An 18,598-nucleotide genomic window follows, 5' to 3' on the forward strand; every position below is an offset into this window, starting at 1 on the left:
AGGCGCTCCACAGCGGGATTGCCGAGGAGCGAATAGCTGGTCAGCGCGGTGCGGACCTCGTCGTCGCCTTCTCCCGCCGCCTCGGTGATCCTGACGTCCTGGTTGCCGACCAGATAGACGTCGTTGCCCGCGCCGCCGGCCAGGACGTGACCGGCGGTCGAGGAAGTGAGCGTGTCGGCGTAGGCGGTGCCGACCACGCGCTCGATGTTGGCGTAGGTGTCCCCCGCCGCGTCGCCGCCCGCACCGATGCCGGTGGTGAGATTGACGCTGACGGCTGCGGTGGAGGCCGAGTAGTCGACCGTGTCGGTGCCCCCGTTGCCGTCCAGGACGGCTGCTTCGGCGCCGCTGACGAAGGTGTCGCCGGAGGCCGATCCTCGGAACGCCTCGATGCTGTCGAAGGTGTCGCCGGCCGCCTCGCCGGCATGGACGCCGGTTCTGAAGTTCAACGTCACGCCCGCGAGGGCGTTCGCGTAGCTGGCGGTGTCGATGCCGGCGCCGCCGATGAGTTGATCCGCTCCGGTCAGGCCCATCAGGGTATCGTTGCCGATGCCGCCGACCAGCGTGTCGTCGCCCGCGCCGCCGTTCAGGAGATCGTTGCCGGCACCTCCGTTCAAACTGTCATTTCCTTCCATTCCAAAGATCGAATCGTCCCCGCCCGTGCCGATCAGATTGTCATTCGACGATGTTCCATATATGGTCGGCATAAATTCTCCCCATTTCTCATCACAATTGCGAGGTACGATCTCGATCTTTGCGTTCTGCAGCCTGTTATTTGTTTGATGAAGATTTGCGCAAGAATAAAGATTGATGAATGATACCCACAGTTTAATTTACCTTAGGTTATGTATACTTGGTTGTCGCTCTGGTTTGTCAAAAAAGCAAGGGCGCTTCTCGCATAGGGAATTTTCTTGCAGCGGCGTGGCAAAAATGTCCGATTCTAATCAACAATAATACAATGTCCATGCAGCGTATATCCAATCGTGGTGTTTCTTTTCGTGTCGTATAATGAGAATTAGAACTTCTGTTTTTCATTGCTTAACCAGTATGATGCAAATTGCTCATCATGATCTAATTTGATCCTGGAGTCGTATCCGGAACTATAGAACAATATTTGAATCGAAGTTGCCTCGTTAGAATAATTCGCTCAAACTATTCAAGCTCGTGATGAGATCAGTTATTGTATAATATATGAGAAATACTGCTTGAAATTGAAATATGAAACCCAGGCCGGTTATTCCACCATCATCGTGAGATCGACGGTTACACATGGCGACGGCAACGTCATCCCGGCCGGCTTGGCCGGAGGCGGGAAGGGCGACCGGCGCCTGAAGGGGGCGGCGGAGTGCGACACACTGGGCCCGCGCCCGAGAGTGTGCAAGGTGGGCCGGTCCACCGGCCTGACGAGCGCCACCGTTACGGCAATCGGTCTCGACAACCTGTCCATCTACGTTCCGGACTTGCGGCGGAACATTCGTTTCGACAACGTGTTCGAAAACACGTGGGACTCGCCTGACGACGTCTTCGCGGGCCCTGGCGATTCGGGCAGCGTGGTGTACGATCCGGCCACGATGAACGCGGTCGGCCTCGTATTCGCCGGGAGCCTGCGGGACGTCGACGGCACGACGGTGGGAACCAGCTACGCCTGCGGGCTGGTCGGCGTGCTGAAGGCGTTCGGCCTCTCGATGCTGTCGTGACGGAGGCGCGGTGTGGCAAAGACGATGACGGCGACCGCCGGCAAGCGCGAGGCGCAGACGGCGCTTCGCGGCATGGACGGCATCGACAGCATCGGCATGGCCTGGGACAGCCAGGGCCACCCGGTGGTTCGGGTGGACCTCTCTCCGGACGCGGACAGGGCAGCCGTCGAGCGGCGCCTGTCCGCGGCGGACGTGCCTTACCTGCTGCGCACGGTCAAAGGCACCGTCACCGCGCTGTGAGGCGCCTCACGGCGCCACCGGCCACGCGAAGAACCCGCGCCCCTCGCTCTCCAGGTGACGGTTGAGCACCATGCGGTGCACCTCGTCGGCCCCGTCCACGAGCCGGGCCTGCCGGGCGTAACGGTAGATCCACTCCAGCACCGTGTCCTTGGAGTAGCCCCGCGCGCCGTTGATCTGGATGCCGATATCGGCCGCCCGGTGGAGCAGGTTGGCGACGTGGACCTTCGCCATCGAGACCTCCTTGCGGGCGAAGCGCCCCTGGTCGAGTTCCCAGGCCGCCCGCATGACGAGCAGGCGCCCGATTTCGATGTCCATGGCGAGGCCGCCCAGCATCAGCTGCACGCTCTCGCGGTCGGCCAGCCGCACACCGAACCCCTTGCGCTCGGCCGCGTAGCTCTGCGCGATCTCCACGCACCGCATGGCGAGGCCGAGCCAGCGCATGCAGTGGGTCAGGCGCGCCGGCCCGAGCCGCACCTGCGTCACCTTCAGCCCCTTGCCCTCGCCCGCCAGCACGTCCTCGGGGGCGATCTCCAGCCCGTCGAAGATCAGCTCGCAATGCCCGCCATGCTCCTCCGGCCCCATGATCGGGATGCGCCGGGCGATGTGCCAGCCCGGCTGGTCGCGGTGGTACAGGAAGGCGGTGAGCCCGCTGCGCGGGTCGTCCGAGGTGCGGGCGATCAAGATGAAGTGCGCGGCGTCCTCCGCCCCGGTGATGAACCACTTGCGGCCGAAGATCCGGTAGCGCCCGTCCGGCCCGCGCTCGGCGCGGGTCTCGATCATCGAGGGATCCGAGCCGCCGCCCGGATGCGGCTCGGTCATCGCGAAGGCCGAGCGCACGGCGCCCGAGACGATCGGGTCGAGCCAGCGCCGCTTCTGCTCGGGCGTGCCCAGCGCCTCCAGCACCATCATGTTGCCGTCGTCGGGCGCCGCCGAGTTGAACACCACGGGGCCGAAGATCGAGCGGTTCATCTCGGTGTAGCAGGCGGCCATGCCGACCTTGCCCAGACCCTGCCCCCCCGTCTCAGGCTTGAGCTGCAGGCACCACAGCCCCGCCGCCTTCGCCTTCGCGCGCAGGCCGTCGAGGACGTCGAGGCGGATGTTCTCGTGCGGATCGAAGGCTGCCCGGTCCGCCTCGACCGGCAGGATCTCGTCGGCCACGAAGGCCGCGATGCGCGCGCGGTAATCCTCGATCGTCGGGGAGAGCGTGAAGTCCATGACGGGCCTCGGAGTTGGGGAAGGGCCGGCGTGACTGCGTCGGGCGATCGCCCGCCTTCGCCGTCGTGCCCCGCGCGGTCGCGATGCGCTTAGGGCCGGATATCTGCGGCACCGCTTCACCCAGGTGATAGCCGTGCCGCGGGGAGGCGCTAGGTTCAGCGCCAGGAGCGAGGCTCCGGTCGGCGCCTCTGGCCTGTCCTGCCCACGGCAGCACCAGCCAGAAGACCCGGCCTCTCGCCCGCTCGGGCGAGCGGGCCGGCCGCTCAGGAGATCGGGCCGGTGTGCTTCTCCAGCAGCGCCCAGGCGTCGTCCCCGAACTTGCCCTTCCACTCCTTGTAGAACCCGGCCGATTGCAGCTTGGCCTGGAACGCCTTGGGATCGACGTTGTGGAAGGTCAGCCCGCGGGCGGTGAGGTCCTTCTCGGTCGAGATGTTGCGCTTGAGCGTCTCCTCGCGCTGCGCGAGCGCCTGGGCATTGAAGTGCTTGGCGATGACGGTCCGCACGTCGTCCGGCAGGCCGCGCCAGATCTTGCCGTTGGCGAGCAGCCAGAAGCCGTCCCACATGTGGTTGGTCTTCGAGAGGTGTTTTTGCACCTCGTAGAGCTTGGCCGCGTCGATCAGCGCGAGCGGATTCTCCTGGCCCTCCGCGATCCGCGTCTGCAGGGCCGAATAGACCTCCGCGAAGTTGATCGTCATCGGGGCGGCGTCGAAGGCCTTGAACATCGAGGTCCACATCGGGCTCGGTGGGACCCGGATCTTGAAGCCCTTGAAGTCGTCGGGCGTGAGGATCGGCCGGGTCGAGGAGGTGGTCTGGCGGAAGCCGTTCTCCCAGATGTTGTCGAACGCGAAGAGGCCGGCCTTGCTGATCCTGTCGCGCACGTGCGCGCCGAGTTCGCCGTCCATCGCCGGCCAGAGCTTGTCGTAGGACGACCACGCGAAGCCGACGCCGCTGATCGCCGCCGCCGGCACCAGGGTCGCGAGGATCAGGGGCGAGAGCGAGAAGAACTCCAGCGCGCCCGAGCGCAGCTGGCTCAGCATGTCGGTGTCGCCGCCGAGCTGATTGTTCGGGAAGACCTTGATGTCGACCTTGCCGCCGGTCTCCTGGCGCACCCCGTCCGCCGCCTTGATCATGTAGATGGTGAGCGGGTGGGTGACCGGGCTGTTGTTGGCGACCTTGAGGTCGAACTCCGCCGCGCGCGCGGAGGTGATGCGCAGCACTGCGGGCGCCGCCACGGCGCCGGCGAGGGAGAGTTGCAGCGCACGGCGGCGCGAGATGGGGGTCATGGCGTCCTCCTGAGGGCCTGCGGGGCAGGCCGCGTTGTTGGGCGGCGCTCGCGCGTGGCGCGGGGCCGGCGCGCGCTTAAAGCACGTTTCCGGCTGCCGGACACCGGGCGAAATCGCGCTCGCAGAACCTCTTGGGCGAGGGGGCCTGGCCAGGCCGGGGGTTCGGCCGGGGACTCGGCAAGGCCCGCACCAGCAAGCCGTGGTTGAGTGCCGGCCGGGCGCAGCCCGGCTCCTCCGCGGGCCGGCACGCCCCCACACCGGGACCGGATACGGCCGACCATGCGCACCACATCCCGCACCACCCTCCTCGCCTCGGGCGGGCTCGCCGCGCTCGTCGTCCTGGGCGCCGCGACCGCACAGGCCGCCTCCTTCGACTTCGTGCCGGCCCCCCAGGCCGATCTCAACCGGGTCTACCGGGTCGACCGGGCCACCGGCGAGGTCACGTCCTGCCAGTACGGCCTGCAGGAGGGCACGATCGGGAGCACGCTCTGCTTCGGCCCGGGCGAGGGCGCGGGGCCGCAGGCCCCGTCCGAGTACGGCCTCGTCGCCTCCCGGCACCTGCGCGAGGCGGGGGTCTTCCGCGTCAACCACCGCACCGGCGCGATGAGCATCTGCTACGTGCTCGACGAGGCGGTGGTCTGCACGCCCCAGGCGAGCGCCGGAGCCACTGCAACTGCGCGCCCCGGCCCGAACGTCGCGACCTCGCAGCCGCCCCGGCCCTGACGCTTCCACGCGCCCGCCCCGGCGTGCTAGGGCGGCGGGGCGCCTCCCCGGGCGCATCCCGGTTCCCGAGAGACAGCCGACCGCCATGCTGGCCGCCTTGCCGTCATCCCGCCCCGCCGGAGGTCCGGCGTGAACGCCGCCGCCCTCAAGCGCGCCGCCGCCGCCCGCGCGGTGGACCTCGTGCAGGACGGCATGCGCCTCGGGCTCGGGACGGGCTCGACCGCGGCGATCTTCGTCGAGCTCCTCGGCGCGCGGGTCCGCGACGGGTTGTCGGTCGTGGGCGTGCCGACCTCCGAGGCGACGCACCGCGCCGCCGAGGCCGCCGGCATCGCGCTCACCACGCTCGACGAGACCCCGGACCTCGACCTCACGGTGGACGGCGCCGACGAGATCGACGGGCAGTTGCGGCTCATCAAGGGCGGGGGCGGCGCGCTCCTGCGCGAGAAGATCGTGGCGGCGGCGAGCCGGCGCATGGTGGTGATCGCGGACGGCACCAAGCAGGTCGGCACGCTCGGGCGCTTTCCCCTGCCGGTCGAGGTGGTGCCCTTCGGCCTCGGCGCCACCCGCCGGACGGTGGCGCAGGCGCTGGCCCGGGCGGGCTGCGCGGGCGAGATCACCCTGCGGGCCGGCCCGGACGGCGCGGCCTTCCGCACCGACGGCGGCCACCTCATCCTCGACATCCAGGCCGGCCGGATTCCCGATCCGGAGGCGCTGGCCGCCGGCCTCGCGGCGGTGCCGGGCGTGGTCGAGCACGGCCTCTTCCTCGGCCTCTGCACGGGCGCGATCCTGGCGGCGGACGATGCCGCGGGCGCCCGCCTCGTCACCCTCGGGACGGTCTGACGACCGGACATTCAGCGCCCCGCACCTGATCCTGCGGGGCTTCCTCGCCCGCGCCGCTTTCGCCCCCGAGACCGGCGCCGCCCCACCCTGCTTCGGAGCTTGTCCATGTCCTCGCGTCGTTCCCAGCCGCTCCTCGCGGGGCTCCTGACGGCGGTCGCGCTCGCGGCGGCCGCTCCCGCGGCGGCCCAGCCCAAGCCTCCCGCGCCGGCGGCGCCGAGCGCGGCCGCGATCTCGCCGTCGCACCTCGCGCTCGCCAAGGAGGTGATGCTCAATTCCGGCATCAGCCGCTCCTTCGATTCGATCATCCCGGTCTTCGGCGACCAGATCAAACAGGCGGCCGTGACGCGCCCCGAACTGACCAAGGACCTCGACGACGTGCTGCTGAAGCTCGGCCCCGAGATGGAGCTGCAGAAGCAGCGGATGATTGAGACCGCGTCCCGCATCTACGCGCAGCGGCTGACCGAGGCGGAGCTGCGCGAGATCGCCACCTTCTTCCGCTCGCCCGCCGGCAAGCGCTACGTCGAGACCCAGCCCCAGGTCCTCGACGAGATGGTGCAGGCAATGCAGACCTGGACCCAGGAGGTCTCGGAATACATCATGGTCCGGGTGCGCGCCGAGATGGGCAAGCGCGGCCACCAGATGCAGTAGGGCGATGCCCGAGGCCCTGCGCCTGCCCGCCGCGGGCGCGCCCGTGCGCGGGCTTGCCGGGATCGGCGCCTTCCTGCTGGCGGCATTGCCCGCCTGTATGGCGGCGGCGAACCGGTCGAGCCCGCTCGTCGTCGGCGTGGCGGGCCTCGCCTTCCTGGCCGCCGCGCTCGCGGCCGAGGGGCGCGCGGCCGGCGCCGCCCTGCTGCGGCCCCTCGTGACGCCGCCGGGCCTCGCGGTGCTGGCCTTCCTCGGCTGGTGCGCGCTGAGCCTCGCCTGGACGCCGCTGCCGGCCCTGTGGTGGCGCACCGCATCCGAGTTCCTGCCGGCCCTCGCCGCCGCCTACCTCGTCGCCCGCCTCGCCCCGCCCCATCTCGGCGCCGTCCTGACGCCCGCCCTGTGGCTGCTCGTTGCAACGGGCGCCTACGTGGTCGCCGACATCGCCGCCGACCTGATCGTGCAGCGGGTGCTGGGCCTGCGGGTCGCGGACTTCGTCTTCAACCGCACCGCGGTGACAATTTTGGTGGTGATGATCCCGCTCGCGGCCTGCGCGTGGGTCCGCGGCCGCCGGGGCCTCGCCCTCGCCGGGCTCCTCGCCGGCGCAGCCGCCGTGACCCAGGCGGCGAGCGCCGCGTCCCTGCTCGGCCTCGCGGTCGCGGCCTTCACCTACGGGATCGCCCGGCTGCTGCCGCGGACGGGATTCGCGCTCGCCGGCCTCGGTCTCCTCGTGGCGCTCGCCCTCTCGCCCGTCGAGGGCGACCTCCTGGCCCGGGCCATGCCCGAGGCGCTGCACCAGCGCCTCGCGGGCAGCAGCAGCCACGCGCGGGTCGCCATCGCCCGCAGCTTCGGGGCGGCGGTGGCGGAGGATCCCTGGCGCGGGGCCGGGTTCGGCACCAGCGGGCGCTTCGAGGCGGTGCCGGCGGCGGAGCGGCTGGAGCCGGACTTCCGCGCGCTGCTGGCGGTCGGCCATCCGCACAACAGCTTCCTGCAGGTCTGGGCGGAACTCGGCCTCGTCGGGACCTGTCTGGCCGCGACCGTTATCGCGCTCGGTCTTCGCGCGCTCGCCGCCTGGCCGCCGCCCGCGCGGGCCGCCGCGCTCGCGCTCATCGCGGGCGCCGCCGCCGTGGCCTTCGTCGGTCACGGTGCGTGGCAGGGCTGGTGGATCGCCAGCCTCGGCGCCGCCGTCGCGTGGTTGCGAGCGATGCGGCATAGTCCGGGTCAGTAATCGACGCGGGTCGGTCAACAACCAAGGAGTGCGGCGCGATGGCGGATGAGACCTCGGGCTTCGACGTCGACCTGTTCGTGATCGGGGGCGGCTCGGGCGGCGTGCGGGCGGCGAGGATCGCGGCCGGCTACGGCGCCCGCGTCTGCCTCGCCGAGGAGTACCGGGTCGGCGGCACCTGCGTGATCCGCGGCTGCGTGCCCAAGAAGCTGATGGTCTATGCCGGCCGCTTCGCCGACGAGTTCGAGGACGCGGCGGGATTCGGCTGGAGCCTCGACACGCCGCGCTTCGACTGGGCGACGCTCAAGCGCAACCGCGACGCGGAGGTGACGCGGCTGGAGGGCATCTACGCCACCAACCTGATGCGGGCCGGCGTCGACGTGGTGGCCGAGCGCGCGGTGATCGAGGATGCCCACACGGTGCGGCTCGTCGGCTCCGGAAAGCGGGTGCGCGCGCGCTTCATCCTGATCGCGGTCGGCGCGCACCCGGTGAAGGAGCCGCTGATCCCGGGGGCCGAGCTGGCCATCACGTCGAACGAGGTCTTCGAGCTGGAAACCCTGCCCGAGCGCATCCTGGTCGTCGGGGGCGGCTACATCGCGGTGGAGTTCGCGGGCGTCTTCGCGGCGCTCGGCAGCCGCACCACGCTGCTCCACCGGGGCGACAAGCTCCTGCGGGGCTTCGACGACGAGATCCGCGTGGCGCTCGGCGAGGCTTATGCCAAGCGCATGGACCTGCGCCTCTCCAGCACCGTCCACCGCCTCGACCGGCGCGACGGCGCGATCCTGGCGACGCTCACCGACGGCAGCGAACTGCGCGTCGATCAGGTGCTGGTCGCCACGGGCCGGCGGCCGAACGTCGCCGGGCTCGGCCTGGAGGAGGTCGGGATCGAACTCGACGCGGCGGGCGCCATCCCGGTCGACCGCTTTTCGCAGAGTGCGGTGCCGTCGATCTACGCGGTCGGCGACGTGACGAACCGGGCCGCGCTCACGCCCATTGCCATCCGCGAGGGCCACGCCTTCGCCGACACCGTCTTCGGGGAGCGTCCCTGGGCGGTCGACCACGACCTGATCCCGACCGCGGTCTTCTCGACGCCCGAGATCGGCGTCGTCGGCCACAACGAGGACGTGGCGCGCGCGATCTACGGCGAGGTCGACGTCTACGAGGCGCGGTTCCGACCGATGAAGGCCACGCTGTCGGGGCGCGACGAGCGGGTGCTGATGAAGCTCGTGGTGGCCCGCGCCAGCGACAAGGTGGTGGGCGTCCACGTGCTCGGGCACGACGCGGGCGAGATCATCCAGGCGGTCGGCATCGCGGTGACGATGGGCGCCACCAAGGCCGATTTCGACCGCACCATCGCGGTCCACCCGACCGCGGGCGAGGAACTCGTCACCATGCGCACGCCCGCCGTGATCAAGCGGCCGGTGGGTGTCGGGTAGGCAGCCATCCCCGATCTCCTTGCTGGCGCAGGGAACCCCTCTCCCGTGCGGGAGGGGCAGGGGTGAGGGTGTGACGCTTCAGTGCGAAGCTGTGAGCGTGGTGAGGGGAGCGGGACGGGTCAGGCTTAAGCACTACCCGAAGTGCTGGTAGCGGGCGCCGTTCCGCCAGCTTGCGGCACCCTCCCGGGACCCTCACCCCTGCCCCTCTCCCGCACGGGAGAGGGGATCCCGCGCTCTTCTCGGCGGAGTGTGTTCGCCCAAGCCGGTTGGGGGTTGCCTCCCAGCGCCGTCCCGATGTCCTCACGACCCGACGCTCCCTGCCAGCGCCGCATCCCTCGTGAGTGCCGGAGCCTCCGCCCGCAGCGCCCGGATCTCCGGCGGTGGGGCGATCTCTTCCGGCGAGGCGCAGAGCCGGTGCCGGGCCATGAACCGGCCGAGCCGGGGTGAGGCCGTGAGCATCGCGAACGGCACCGCCAGAACAGGACCGGCGAGCAGCGGGGCGAGCCAGAGAAGCAGGCCCGGCGCGATCGCCGCCAGGGCGACGCTCAGGCCCAGCCCGAACAGGGTCACGTCCGGCAGCGCCCGCACGGCCGCGAAGAAGGACACGCCCGCGGCGTCGCGGCTCTGGCCGCCCCAGGCCACCCGGCGACCGAGCGCCAGCCCCGCCATGAACACGCCGAGCCGCACGATCGTGATGCCGTACAGCAGGAAGTTGAACGCCGCCTCGATCAGGGCACCGGCGAGGAAGCGCCCGGCGCCGCCATAGGCGGGCGCGGCGCGCCGCGCCAGCACCTCGGCGTAGCCGGCGGCCCGGGGCGCGAGCGACAGGCCGAGCCACGCGAGATAAAGGGCGCCCGCGAGGTGGACCGGCAGGTCCGGCTCCGCGGCCGCCACCTTGAGTGGCAGGAGCAGCAGCACCAGCACCGTGGCGGGGGCGCCGAGGAACATCAGGATCGCCCAGACGAGCTGGAAGCGGCTCACCGGCAGCAGGCCGGGCAGGCCGAGCAGGCGCAGGTACTGGAGGTTGCCCTCGCACCAGCGCCGGTCGCGCCCGAGATGGTCGAGGAGCGTCGGCGGGTTCTCCTCGAAGCTCGCCTCCTCGACGGGCAGCACCCGCACCTCGTAGCCGGCCCGGCGCATCAGTACCGCCTCGACCTGATCGTGCGACAGGATGGGGCCGCCGAGCGGTCCCGGCCCAAGGGCCGGCAGGCTGCAATGCGCGGCGAAGGGGGCGATGCGCACGAGCGCGTTGTGGCCCCAGAACGGGCCGCACTCCCCCGTCCACCACGCCATCGCGATCGTGTAGGGCCGCATGCCGTGGCGCATGCCGAACTGAAACACGCGGGCGAAGGGGCTCATCGACGGGGCGCCGACCACCAGCCCCTGCAGGATGCCGAGCCGCGGATGGGCCTGCATGATGCGCACGAGCCGCACGATCGCCCGCCCGCTCATCAGGCTGTCGGCGTCGAGGGGCAGCATCAGCGCCTCCTCGGCCCGGGCGCAGAATTCCTGCAGGTTGCCGGCCTTGAAGCCCGTGTTGTCGCCCCGCCGCCGGTAGTGGAGCCGCGCCGCCCAGCCGGGAACGGCAGCCCGCCACGCGGTCATTGCGGCCTCCTCGCGCACCGCGAGGCCGGGATCGTCCGTGTCGCTCAGCACGTGGACGCTGAACCACGCGCCCTCACCGGATTCCTCCAGGCCCTGCACCACGAGGCGCAGGCGCGCCAGCGCCCGCTCCGGCTGCTCGTTGCGCAGCGTCATCACCACCGCGGTGCGCAGGTGCAGCGGCTCTGCCCGGTCTCCCGCGGGCGCAACCGGGCAGGCGGCCGCCATCCCCACGGGCCCCGCCCGCAGCAGCAGGAAGCCGATCACCGCGTTCCACAGCCCGAGCACCGTCCAGGGCAGCGCCACGAGGCAGCAGACGAGCAGGAGCCCGTCGAGAAGATTCCAGCCGCCCGCCCCGAGGACGCGGACGATCCCGACCGTGACGATCGTGCAGGTGACGAGACAGAGGAGGAGGACGAGGATCCGGCGGCGACGCAGGGTCACCCGGGCTTGCAGCCCCGTCGGCGTCGTGAGAGGAGCGCAGGCGGCGGGGCCGGCCCCCGCCGGCGGCGGGGGATCAGGGTGCAGCATCGGTCGGCATCCGAAGGGCTGAGCGGAGAGCGGGAGGCACGGGACCGCGTGCGCGCGCTCTGGTACGCGGCGCCCGGCCGGGCGGAACTGCGCGACGAGACATTGCCCCCTCCCGGCCCCGGCGAGGTCCGGGTGCAGACCGTCTGGACCGCGCCGAGCCGCGGCACCGAGCGCCTCGTCTTCGAGGGCCGGGTGCCCGAGCCCCTCCGCGAGCGGATGCGCGCCCCGGCCCAAGAGGGCGATTTCCCGTTTCCGGTCAAGTATGGCTACTGCGCGGTGGGACGGATCGCCGGGGAGGGCACCCTGGTCTTCGCCCTGCGCCCGCATCAGGAGGGCTTCAACGCCCCGCGCGAGGCGCTGGTGCCGGTGCCGCCCGGCGTGCCGGCCCGCCGCGCCCTGCTCGCCGCCAACATGGAGACGGCCCTCAACGGCCTGTGGGATTCGGGCGCCGGCCCGGGCGACCGCGTGGCGGTGGTGGGCGGGGGCGTGGTCGGGCTCCTCGTGGCGGCGCTCGCCGCGGGCCTGCCGGGGGCCGAGGTGACGCTGATCGACCGCGACCCCGCCCGCCGCCCGGTGGCGGAGGCGCTGGGCGCGGTGTTTCGCTCCCCCGAGGACGCGCAGGGCGGCGCGGACGTGGTGGTGCATGCCAGTGCCAGTGCCGAGGGGCTGGCGCTGGCGCTGGCGCTCGCCGGCGACGAGGCCGCGATCGTCGAGCTGAGCTGGTACGGGGCCGGCACGGTGCCGGTGCCGCTCGGGCTCGACTTCCATCCCCGTCGTCTGCGGCTGGTGTCGAGCCAGGTCGGGCGCCTGCCGCCCGCGCGCCTGCCCCGCTGGACGCCGCGGCGGCGCCTGCTCAAGGCCCTAGACCTCCTGCGCGACCCCCGCCTCGACGCCCTCATCACCGGCGAGGTCGCCTTCGGCGATCTGCCCGCCGCCCTGCCGGACCTGCTGCATCAGCGGGCACCCGGCCTCTGCACCGCCGTGCGCTATCGGCCCGAGGATCCCTGATGTACGCCGTCGAAGTCCGCGACCACGTGATGATCGCCCACAGCTTCCGCGGCGATCTCTTCGGCCCGGCCCAGGCCCTGCACGGAGCGACCTTCGTGGTCGACGTGGCCTTCTTCCGCGACAGCCTGACGGCGGACGGCGTCGTGGTCGATATCGGCCGGGCGGGCGAGGCGCTCAAACGCATCCTGGCGCCGCTGAACTACCGCAACCTCGACGACCTGCCGGACTTCGCCGGGATCAACACCACCACCGAGTTCCTGTGCGGCCACATCCACCGGGCGATGGCGGCTTCCCTGCGGGCGGGCGACCTCGGGCCCGGCGGCGAGGGCGTGACGCGGCTCAGGGTGACGCTGCACGAATCGCACCTCGCCCGGGCGTGGTGCGAGGGGCCGCTCGACCCGTGATCGAGGTCGCCTTCGCGATTCCCGGCGACCTCGGGGCGCCGACGGGGGGCTACGCCTATGCGCGCCGGCTCCTCGCCGAGTTCGACCGTCACGGCGTGCACGCCACGCACCTGCCGCTGCCGGGCACATTCCCGGATCCCGCGCCGGAGGATCTGGCGCGGACGGCCGACCTCTTCGCTGGCGCGCCCCCGGACGCCGTTCTCCTCGTCGACGGGCTCGCCTACGGGGCGATGCCGCCCGTGACGATCCGGGCGGCGGGCGGGCGGCCTCTGGTGGCGCTGGTCCACCATCCGCTCGGCCTGGAAGCCGGGATCGAGCCCGCCCGCGCCGCAGCACTCCTGGCGGGGGAGGCCGCGGCGCTCGCGCTGGCGGACCGCGTGGTGGCGACGAGCCGCTTCACCGCGCGCCTGCTCGCCCGCGACTTCGGCGTGGCGCCGGATCGTATCACCGTGGCCGAGCCCGGCACGGAGCCGGCCGAGCGGGTGCCGGTCCGGACCGCCGGCCCGGTCTCGCTCCTCACGGTCGGCGCGGTCACGCCCCGCAAGGGGCACCGCCTGCTGATCGAGGCCCTGCGCGGCCTTGCCGACCGGGACTGGCACCTCACGGTCGCGGGCGCCCTCGACCGGGCGCCCGCCTGCGCGGCGGATCTGCGGGAGGCGATCCGCGCGGCCGGCCTGAGCGACCGCGTCACCCTCGCGGGCGCGGTGCCGGACGCGGCGCTGGCGGCGTTTTACGAAGGGGCCGACCTCGTGGTCTCGCCGTCCCTGTTCGAGGGCTACGGCATGGCGCTGGCCGAGGCACTGGCGCGGGGCCTGCCCCTCGTGGCGACGACAGGGGGCGCGGCGGCCGAAACGGTGCCGCCGGGCGCCGGCCTGGCGGTGCCGCCCGGCGACTCGCCGGCCCTCGCGGCGGCCCTGCGCGTCCTGATCGAGGATCCCGCCCGGCGCGCGAGAGCCGCGGAGGAGGCGTTCGCGGCCGGCCGGCGCCTGCCGCGCTGGTCCGACACCGCGGCCCAGGTCGCCGCCTGCCTGAAGGAGGCGCGTGCCGCATGACCGGGTTTTCCGCCGCATGGCTCGCGCTGCGCGAGCCCGCCGACCACGCCGCCCGCGACCCCGGCCTGACGGCGGATCTCGCCCGGGCGCTGGCGGACCGCGACGGCCTGCGCGTGGTTGATCTCGGCTGCGGCGCGGGTTCGAACCTGCGCGCGCTCGGGCCGCACCTGCCGGCCGAGCAGCACTGGTGCCTCGTCGATCACGACCCGGCGCTGCTGGACGCCGCCCGCGCGGCGCTCAGCCATTGGGCCGAGGCGGCCGAGCCGGCGGGGGAGGGGTTGCGGCTGCGAGTCGGCGGCCGGCGGATCACGGTGGTTTTCCGCACTCACGACCTCGCGGCGGGGCTCGACGGATTGCTGGCCGGGGAGCGGCCGGACCTCGTCACGGCCGCGGCCCTGTTCGACCTTGTCTCGGAGGCGTGGATCGCGCAGGCCGCGCGGGCCGTGGCGGCGGCGGGTGCCGTCTTCCACACCGTGCTGACCTACGACGGCGAGGAGGAGTGGGCGCCGCCGCACCCGGCCGACGCCGCGCTCCACGCCGCCTTCCTGGCCCATCAGGCCCGGGACAAGGGGTTCGGCCCGGCCGCCGGGCCGGGGGCGGGCGCGGCGCTGGAGCGGAATTTTCGGGCGCTCGGCTACCGCACGCGCCGCGCTCCAAGCCCCTGGCGCCTCGGCGCCGGCCCGCTCCTCGACGCGCTCGCCGACGGCAAGGCCACGGCCGCGGCTGAGACCGGGCTGGTGGTCCCGGCCTTGGCGCAGGCCTGGGCGCAGTCCCGGCGCGAGCCAGGGACGACCGCCGCGATCGGCCACGTGGACCTGCTGGCGTGGCCGGGGGCGTGAGGCCGGATCAGGTCGCGCTCTCGCGCGCCCGCAGCTCCTGCCCGCGCGGGGCGGCCTTGCGGCGGAAGGCCACCTCGGCCGCCGCGAACAGCGCGAGCCCGAGCCCGAGCGGCACCAGGAAGTAGACGAACCGGAAGGCCAGGAGCGGCCCGATGACGTCGGTCTTCGGCAGGAGGTGGACGACCACGCTCTCGATCACGCCGACCCCGCCCGGCACGTTGGTGACCAGCACCGCCGCGTTGGCGATCACGAAGACCGAGGCGACGCCCAGATAGGCGACGTCCGAGACGGCGGCCAGCACCTGATGCAGGCAGGCCGAGACGAGGGCGAAGTTCACCGAGCCCACCGCCACCTGCGCGGCGGCGAGCGGCAGGCGCGGCAGCTCGATCGACCAGCGCCGGATCGTCAGCGGTTTGCGCACGAAGGCCGCGCCGACGAGGTAGAGTGCCACCCCGGCGAGGCAGGCGAGCGCCACCGCCACGACTGCGGGCCGGCCCAGCCCGGTGATCTCCTGGGCGAGGCTGGGTTCGAGGAGGAGCGCGCCCGCGCCCAGCGCCATCAGCCCGAGCGCCACCGTCAGGCCGCAGAAGACCACCATCTTGGCGCTCTCGGCGAGCGTCAGGCCGCGCCGCGAGTAGAAGCGGTAGCGGATGGCCGCGCTGCTCAGGCCCGACAGGCCGATGCTGTGGCCGATCCCCAGCGCCACGAAGGCGGCCAGGATCACGTAGCGGTAGGGCAGCGGGCGTCCGATGGCACGCAAAGCCAGCCAGTCGCCGACCGTCAGGCAGAGATAGCTTCCCGCCGCGAAGGCTCCGGCCGCGGCGAGCCGGCTCGCCGGGATGGCCGCCACGGCGGCCGCGAGATCGGCGTAGCTGTAGCCGCTGAGGGTGCGATAGAGCAGGTAGCCGCCGAGCGCGACGCTGAGCACGGTGGTGATCAGCGTCCAGCGGCGGCGCGTCTCGCGGCGCTCCTGGCGGCGTTCTTGGCTGGTGGCGTCGGGCTCCTGTCCCATCAGGCCACCTCCACCCGCGCGTCGGGACGAGCGGCGTCGGTCGTGACCAGATCGAGATCGACGAGGAGCGGCAGGTGGTCGGAGGCGATCCGGGCCAGCGGGCCCCGCAGCGCCTGCACGCGGCGCACCGTGATCCCGGCGCTGACGAAGACGTGGTCGAGCCGCAGGAGCGGCCAGCGCGACGGGAAGGTGCACTGGGTGCGATGGCCGGGCGCGCGCTGGGCATCCTTCAGCCGCGCGGCGATCCGGCGATAGGCGCGCGAGGTCGACACCGCGTTGAAATCGCCGACCAGCACGAGGGGCGCCCGGCAGGCCGGATCGCTGAGGAAGCGCGGCCCGAGCAGGGCCTCGACCTGCGCCGCGCGCTCGGTCGCCCGCAGGCCCAGATGCGTGTTGATGACCTGGATCTCCTCGCCCGCGTGGGTGATCGCCGCCCAGAGCGCGCCGCGCGGTTCGAGGTGCGGCCGGCGCGCGAGGCCCGGCAGGGCCTCCGCCCGCACGAGGCGGGAGGGCAGGGCGGTCAGGATGGCGTTGCCGTACTGCTCCTCCATCACCCGCAGCGAGGCGTGGAAATGCGCCTTCATGCCGAGGTGATCCGCGATGGCGTGGGCCTGATCGACCAGCCCGGAGCGCTCGCGGCCGACGTCCAGCTCCTGCAGGGCGACCACGTCCGGCCGGCAATGGGCCAGCACCTCGGCGATGCGGGCGGGCGAGAGCCGGCCGTCCGTCCCGAGACAGCGGCGCACGTTGTAGGTGATGAGGCGGAGCAAACGGTCGGGGTCCTGCGCGGGGCCTGCGGTGGCGCCTCGACAACGGCGAACCTGCCGCCGAGGTTCACGCGGCGCGGGCGCATCCGCTGGAGCGCTGTCGCGCCGAACCGGTATCCACTTCGTCGGAAAATGCTCTAAGCGGGTCCGGCAACGAGATGGGAGGATCACGTGCAGGTACAGGGCGTCGCAGCGATCGTCACCGGGGGCGGGTCGGGTCTGGGAGCGGCGACGGGCCGCGCGCTTGCCGCCGCGGGCGCGAAGGTCGCGCTCCTCGATCTCAACCAAGAGGCCGCCGCCGCGGTGGCGGGCGAGATCGGCGGGATCGCGCTCGCCTGCGACGTGGCGGACGCCGCCAGCGCGGAGGGTGCGGTCGCCCGCGCGGCGGAGGCGCACGGGCCGGCCCGGATCCTCGTCAACTGCGCGGGCGTCGCGCCGGCGGCCCGCATCGTCGGCCGCAACGGCCCGGCCTCGCTCGACGCCTTCGCGACCGTGATCCGGGTCAACCTGATCGGCAGCTTCAACCTGATGCGCCTTGTGGCGGCGGGCGCGCAGGCGCTCGACCCGCTGGAGGGGGGCGAGCGCGGCGTCATCGTCTCGACCGCCTCGGTGGCGGCCTACGAGGGCCAGATCGGGCAGGCCGCCTACGCCGCCTCGAAGGCGGGCGTGGTGGGCCTGACGCTGCCGGCCGCCCGCGAATTCGCCTCCGTGGGCATCCGGGTCTGCGCCATCGCGCCGGGCATCTTCGAGACGCCCATGCTGCGCGGCCTGCCGCAGGACGTGCAGGTCTCGCTCGGCGCCGCGGTGCCGTTCCCCTCCCGCCTCGGCAAGCCGGAGGAATACGCCGCCCTGGTGATGGCGATCGTGGGCAATCCGATGCTCAACGGCGAGGTCATCCGCCTCGACGGCGCCCTGCGCATGCAGCCGAAATAGAGGGCACAAGTCCCCATCCGGATGAAGCGCGGGGAACCCTTCTCCCGTGCGGGAGAGGGGATCGCGCGACTTCTCCGGCGGCCTACAGCATGCTCGGCAGGATGCGGTCCGGCGGGCGGTGGCCGTCGAGGAAGGTCTTGATGTTGATGATGACTTTTTCGCCCATGTCGGTGCGGCTCTCGTGGGTGGCCGAGCCCATGTGCGGGAGCAGCACCACCTTGCCGGCCTTGGCGAGCTTGACGAGGCGGGGGCTCACCGCGGGCTCCTGCTCGAACACGTCGAGGCCCGCGCCCGCGATCTCGCCGAGTTCGATCAGGCGGGCGAGGGCGGTCTCGTCGATCACCTCGCCGCGGGCGGTGTTGACCACCACCGCCTCGGGCTTGAGGAGCTTGAGGCGGCGGGCCGAGAGCAGGTGGTAGGTCGCGGGCGTGTGCGGGCAGTTCACCGACACGATGTCCACCCGCGCCAGCATCTGGTCGAGGGATTCCCAGTAGGTCGCTTCCAGATCCGACTCGATGCGGCCCGCGACGCGGCGGCGGTTGTGGTAGTGGATCGACAGGCCGAAGGCTTTGGCGCGGCGCGCCAGCGCCTGCCCGATGCGGCCCATGCCGACGATGCCGAGCCGCTTGCCGGTGATGCGCCGGCCCAGCATCCAAGTGGGCGACCAGCCCTCCGACCACGCATCCTCCGGGATGATCCGGGCGCCCTCCGTGACGCGGCGGGCTACCGCGAGGATCAGGGCCATCGTCATGTCGGCGGTGTCCTCGGTGAGCACGCCGGGCGTGTTCGTCACCGTGATGCCGCGCTGGAGCGCCGTGGCCACGTCGATGTGGTCGACGCCGTTGCCGAAATTCGCGATCAGCCGCAGGTTCGGCCCGGCCTGGGCCAGGACCGAGGAATCGATCTCGTCCGTGACGGTGGGCACCAGCACGTCCGCCTCCTGCACCGCCTGCGCCAGGGCGGCGGCGGAGAGCGGCTTGTCGTCGTGGTTCAGGCGCGTGTCGAAGAGTTCGCGCATGCGCGTCTCCACCACGTCCGGCAGACGCCGCGTCACCACCACGAGCGGCTTGCGCTTCAACGACGACATGAACCCTCCCCGTCCCCCCTTGGCACCCGCCGGACCGGCGCCCGGCAGCCCTTGCCCGGGCCTGT

General features: G+C 72.3%; 19 protein-coding genes. 12 read left to right on the plus strand and 7 right to left on the minus strand.

Annotation, left to right across the window (positions count from 1 at the left end; all coding sequences use genetic code 11):
* Positions 1-704 (minus strand): calcium-binding protein (locus ACKUB9_RS23345; RefSeq protein ID WP_407527368.1); only part of this gene is annotated, 704 nt, incomplete at its 3' end.
* A 498-nt stretch (positions 705-1,202) separates the two neighbouring features.
* On the opposite strand from ACKUB9_RS23345, the gene ACKUB9_RS23350 reads away from it, so the two are divergent.
* The gene (locus ACKUB9_RS23350; protein ID WP_407527370.1) at positions 1,203-1,694 is read left to right on the plus strand and encodes a chymotrypsin family serine protease; all 492 of its coding nucleotides are present in this window, start codon (positions 1,203-1,205) and stop codon (positions 1,692-1,694) included.
* 12 nt (positions 1,695-1,706) lie between these two features.
* Positions 1,707-1,934: a hypothetical protein gene (locus ACKUB9_RS23355; RefSeq protein ID WP_407527373.1), complete on the plus strand. Its 228-nt coding sequence runs from the start codon at positions 1,707-1,709 to the stop codon at positions 1,932-1,934.
* Between the two features lie 6 nt (positions 1,935-1,940).
* On the opposite strand, the gene ACKUB9_RS23360 is transcribed toward ACKUB9_RS23355, so the two are convergent.
* Positions 1,941-3,149, minus strand: coding sequence for an acyl-CoA dehydrogenase family protein (locus ACKUB9_RS23360; protein WP_407527375.1), 1,209 nt, complete (start codon positions 3,147-3,149; stop codon positions 1,941-1,943).
* Between the two features lie 263 nt (positions 3,150-3,412).
* On the minus strand, positions 3,413-4,432 hold the full coding sequence (locus ACKUB9_RS23365) for a TRAP transporter substrate-binding protein (protein WP_407527378.1): 1,020 nt from the start codon (positions 4,430-4,432) through the stop codon (positions 3,413-3,415).
* A 279-nt stretch (positions 4,433-4,711) separates the two neighbouring features.
* Between ACKUB9_RS23365 and ACKUB9_RS23370 the strand changes: the two genes are divergently transcribed.
* The 5 genes from ACKUB9_RS23370 (at position 4,712) to gor (ending at position 9,298) form a co-directional block, all read left to right on the plus strand.
* Positions 4,712-5,155 (plus strand): hypothetical protein, encoded by a 444-nt coding sequence (locus tag ACKUB9_RS23370; RefSeq protein WP_407527381.1) that lies wholly within the window; start codon positions 4,712-4,714, stop codon positions 5,153-5,155.
* A 129-nt stretch (positions 5,156-5,284) separates the two neighbouring features.
* On the plus strand, positions 5,285-5,995 hold the full coding sequence (gene rpiA / locus ACKUB9_RS23375; protein ID WP_407527384.1) for a ribose-5-phosphate isomerase RpiA: 711 nt from the start codon (positions 5,285-5,287) through the stop codon (positions 5,993-5,995).
* A 105-nt stretch (positions 5,996-6,100) separates the two neighbouring features.
* A complete protein-coding gene (locus tag ACKUB9_RS23380) occupies positions 6,101-6,643 on the plus strand; it encodes a DUF2059 domain-containing protein (protein WP_407527386.1) in 543 nt (180 codons plus the stop codon).
* Positions 6,644-6,647: 4 nt separating this feature from the next.
* The gene (locus ACKUB9_RS23385) at positions 6,648-7,865 is read left to right on the plus strand and encodes an O-antigen ligase family protein (protein WP_407527389.1); all 1,218 of its coding nucleotides are present in this window, start codon (positions 6,648-6,650) and stop codon (positions 7,863-7,865) included.
* 38 nt (positions 7,866-7,903) lie between these two features.
* On the plus strand, positions 7,904-9,298 hold the full coding sequence (gene gor, locus ACKUB9_RS23390) for a glutathione-disulfide reductase (protein ID WP_407527392.1): 1,395 nt from the start codon (positions 7,904-7,906) through the stop codon (positions 9,296-9,298).
* Positions 9,299-9,598: 300 nt separating this feature from the next.
* On the opposite strand, the gene mdoH is transcribed toward gor, so the two are convergent.
* On the minus strand, positions 9,599-11,431 hold the full coding sequence (gene mdoH / locus ACKUB9_RS23395; RefSeq protein WP_407527394.1) for a glucans biosynthesis glucosyltransferase MdoH: 1,833 nt from the start codon (positions 11,429-11,431) through the stop codon (positions 9,599-9,601).
* A gap of 87 nt (positions 11,432-11,518) precedes the next feature.
* Between mdoH and ACKUB9_RS23400 the strand changes: the two genes are divergently transcribed.
* From ACKUB9_RS23400 to ACKUB9_RS23415, 4 genes are read left to right on the plus strand one after another with little or no spacing between them, the layout of a single operon-like run.
* Positions 11,519-12,439, plus strand: coding sequence for a zinc-dependent alcohol dehydrogenase (locus ACKUB9_RS23400; RefSeq protein WP_407527611.1), 921 nt, complete (start codon positions 11,519-11,521; stop codon positions 12,437-12,439).
* Entirely contained in the window at positions 12,439-12,843 is a 405-nt protein-coding gene (locus ACKUB9_RS23405) for a 6-pyruvoyl trahydropterin synthase family protein (protein ID WP_407527397.1), read from the plus strand. Before ACKUB9_RS23400 ends, ACKUB9_RS23405 begins: the two co-directional genes overlap by 1 nt.
* Complete coding sequence (locus tag ACKUB9_RS23410) at positions 12,840-13,895, plus strand: glycosyltransferase family 4 protein (RefSeq protein WP_410823566.1); 1,056 nt, start codon at positions 12,840-12,842, stop codon at positions 13,893-13,895. The genes ACKUB9_RS23405 and ACKUB9_RS23410 overlap by 4 nt, the downstream gene beginning before the upstream one ends.
* Positions 13,892-14,734, plus strand: a complete 843-nt coding sequence (locus ACKUB9_RS23415) for a methyltransferase domain-containing protein (RefSeq protein ID WP_407527402.1) — start codon at positions 13,892-13,894, stop codon at positions 14,732-14,734. The genes ACKUB9_RS23410 and ACKUB9_RS23415 overlap by 4 nt, the downstream gene beginning before the upstream one ends.
* Positions 14,735-14,741: 7 nt before the next feature.
* Here the strand turns inward: ACKUB9_RS23415 and ACKUB9_RS23420 are convergent, their stop codons facing one another.
* On the minus strand, positions 14,742-15,746 hold the full coding sequence (locus ACKUB9_RS23420) for a putative bifunctional lysylphosphatidylglycerol flippase/synthetase (RefSeq protein WP_407527405.1): 1,005 nt from the start codon (positions 15,744-15,746) through the stop codon (positions 14,742-14,744).
* Positions 15,746-16,516, minus strand: coding sequence for an endonuclease/exonuclease/phosphatase family protein (locus ACKUB9_RS23425; protein ID WP_407527408.1), 771 nt, complete (start codon positions 16,514-16,516; stop codon positions 15,746-15,748). The genes ACKUB9_RS23420 and ACKUB9_RS23425 overlap by 1 nt, the downstream gene beginning before the upstream one ends.
* A 168-nt stretch (positions 16,517-16,684) precedes the next feature.
* Between ACKUB9_RS23425 and ACKUB9_RS23430 the strand changes: the two genes are divergently transcribed.
* Complete coding sequence (locus ACKUB9_RS23430) at positions 16,685-17,446, plus strand: SDR family NAD(P)-dependent oxidoreductase (protein WP_407527410.1); 762 nt, start codon at positions 16,685-16,687, stop codon at positions 17,444-17,446.
* 82 nt (positions 17,447-17,528) lie between these two features.
* Here ACKUB9_RS23430 and ACKUB9_RS23435 read toward each other — a convergent pair whose 3' ends face one another.
* A complete protein-coding gene (locus tag ACKUB9_RS23435) occupies positions 17,529-18,533 on the minus strand; it encodes a 2-hydroxyacid dehydrogenase (RefSeq protein ID WP_407527413.1) in 1,005 nt (334 codons plus the stop codon).
* Positions 18,534-18,598 lie beyond the last annotated feature (65 nt).

Source organism: Methylobacterium oryzisoli, from assembly GCF_046557895.1.
GTDB classification, from domain to species: Bacteria; Pseudomonadota; Alphaproteobacteria; order Rhizobiales; family Beijerinckiaceae; genus Methylobacterium; species Methylobacterium oryzisoli.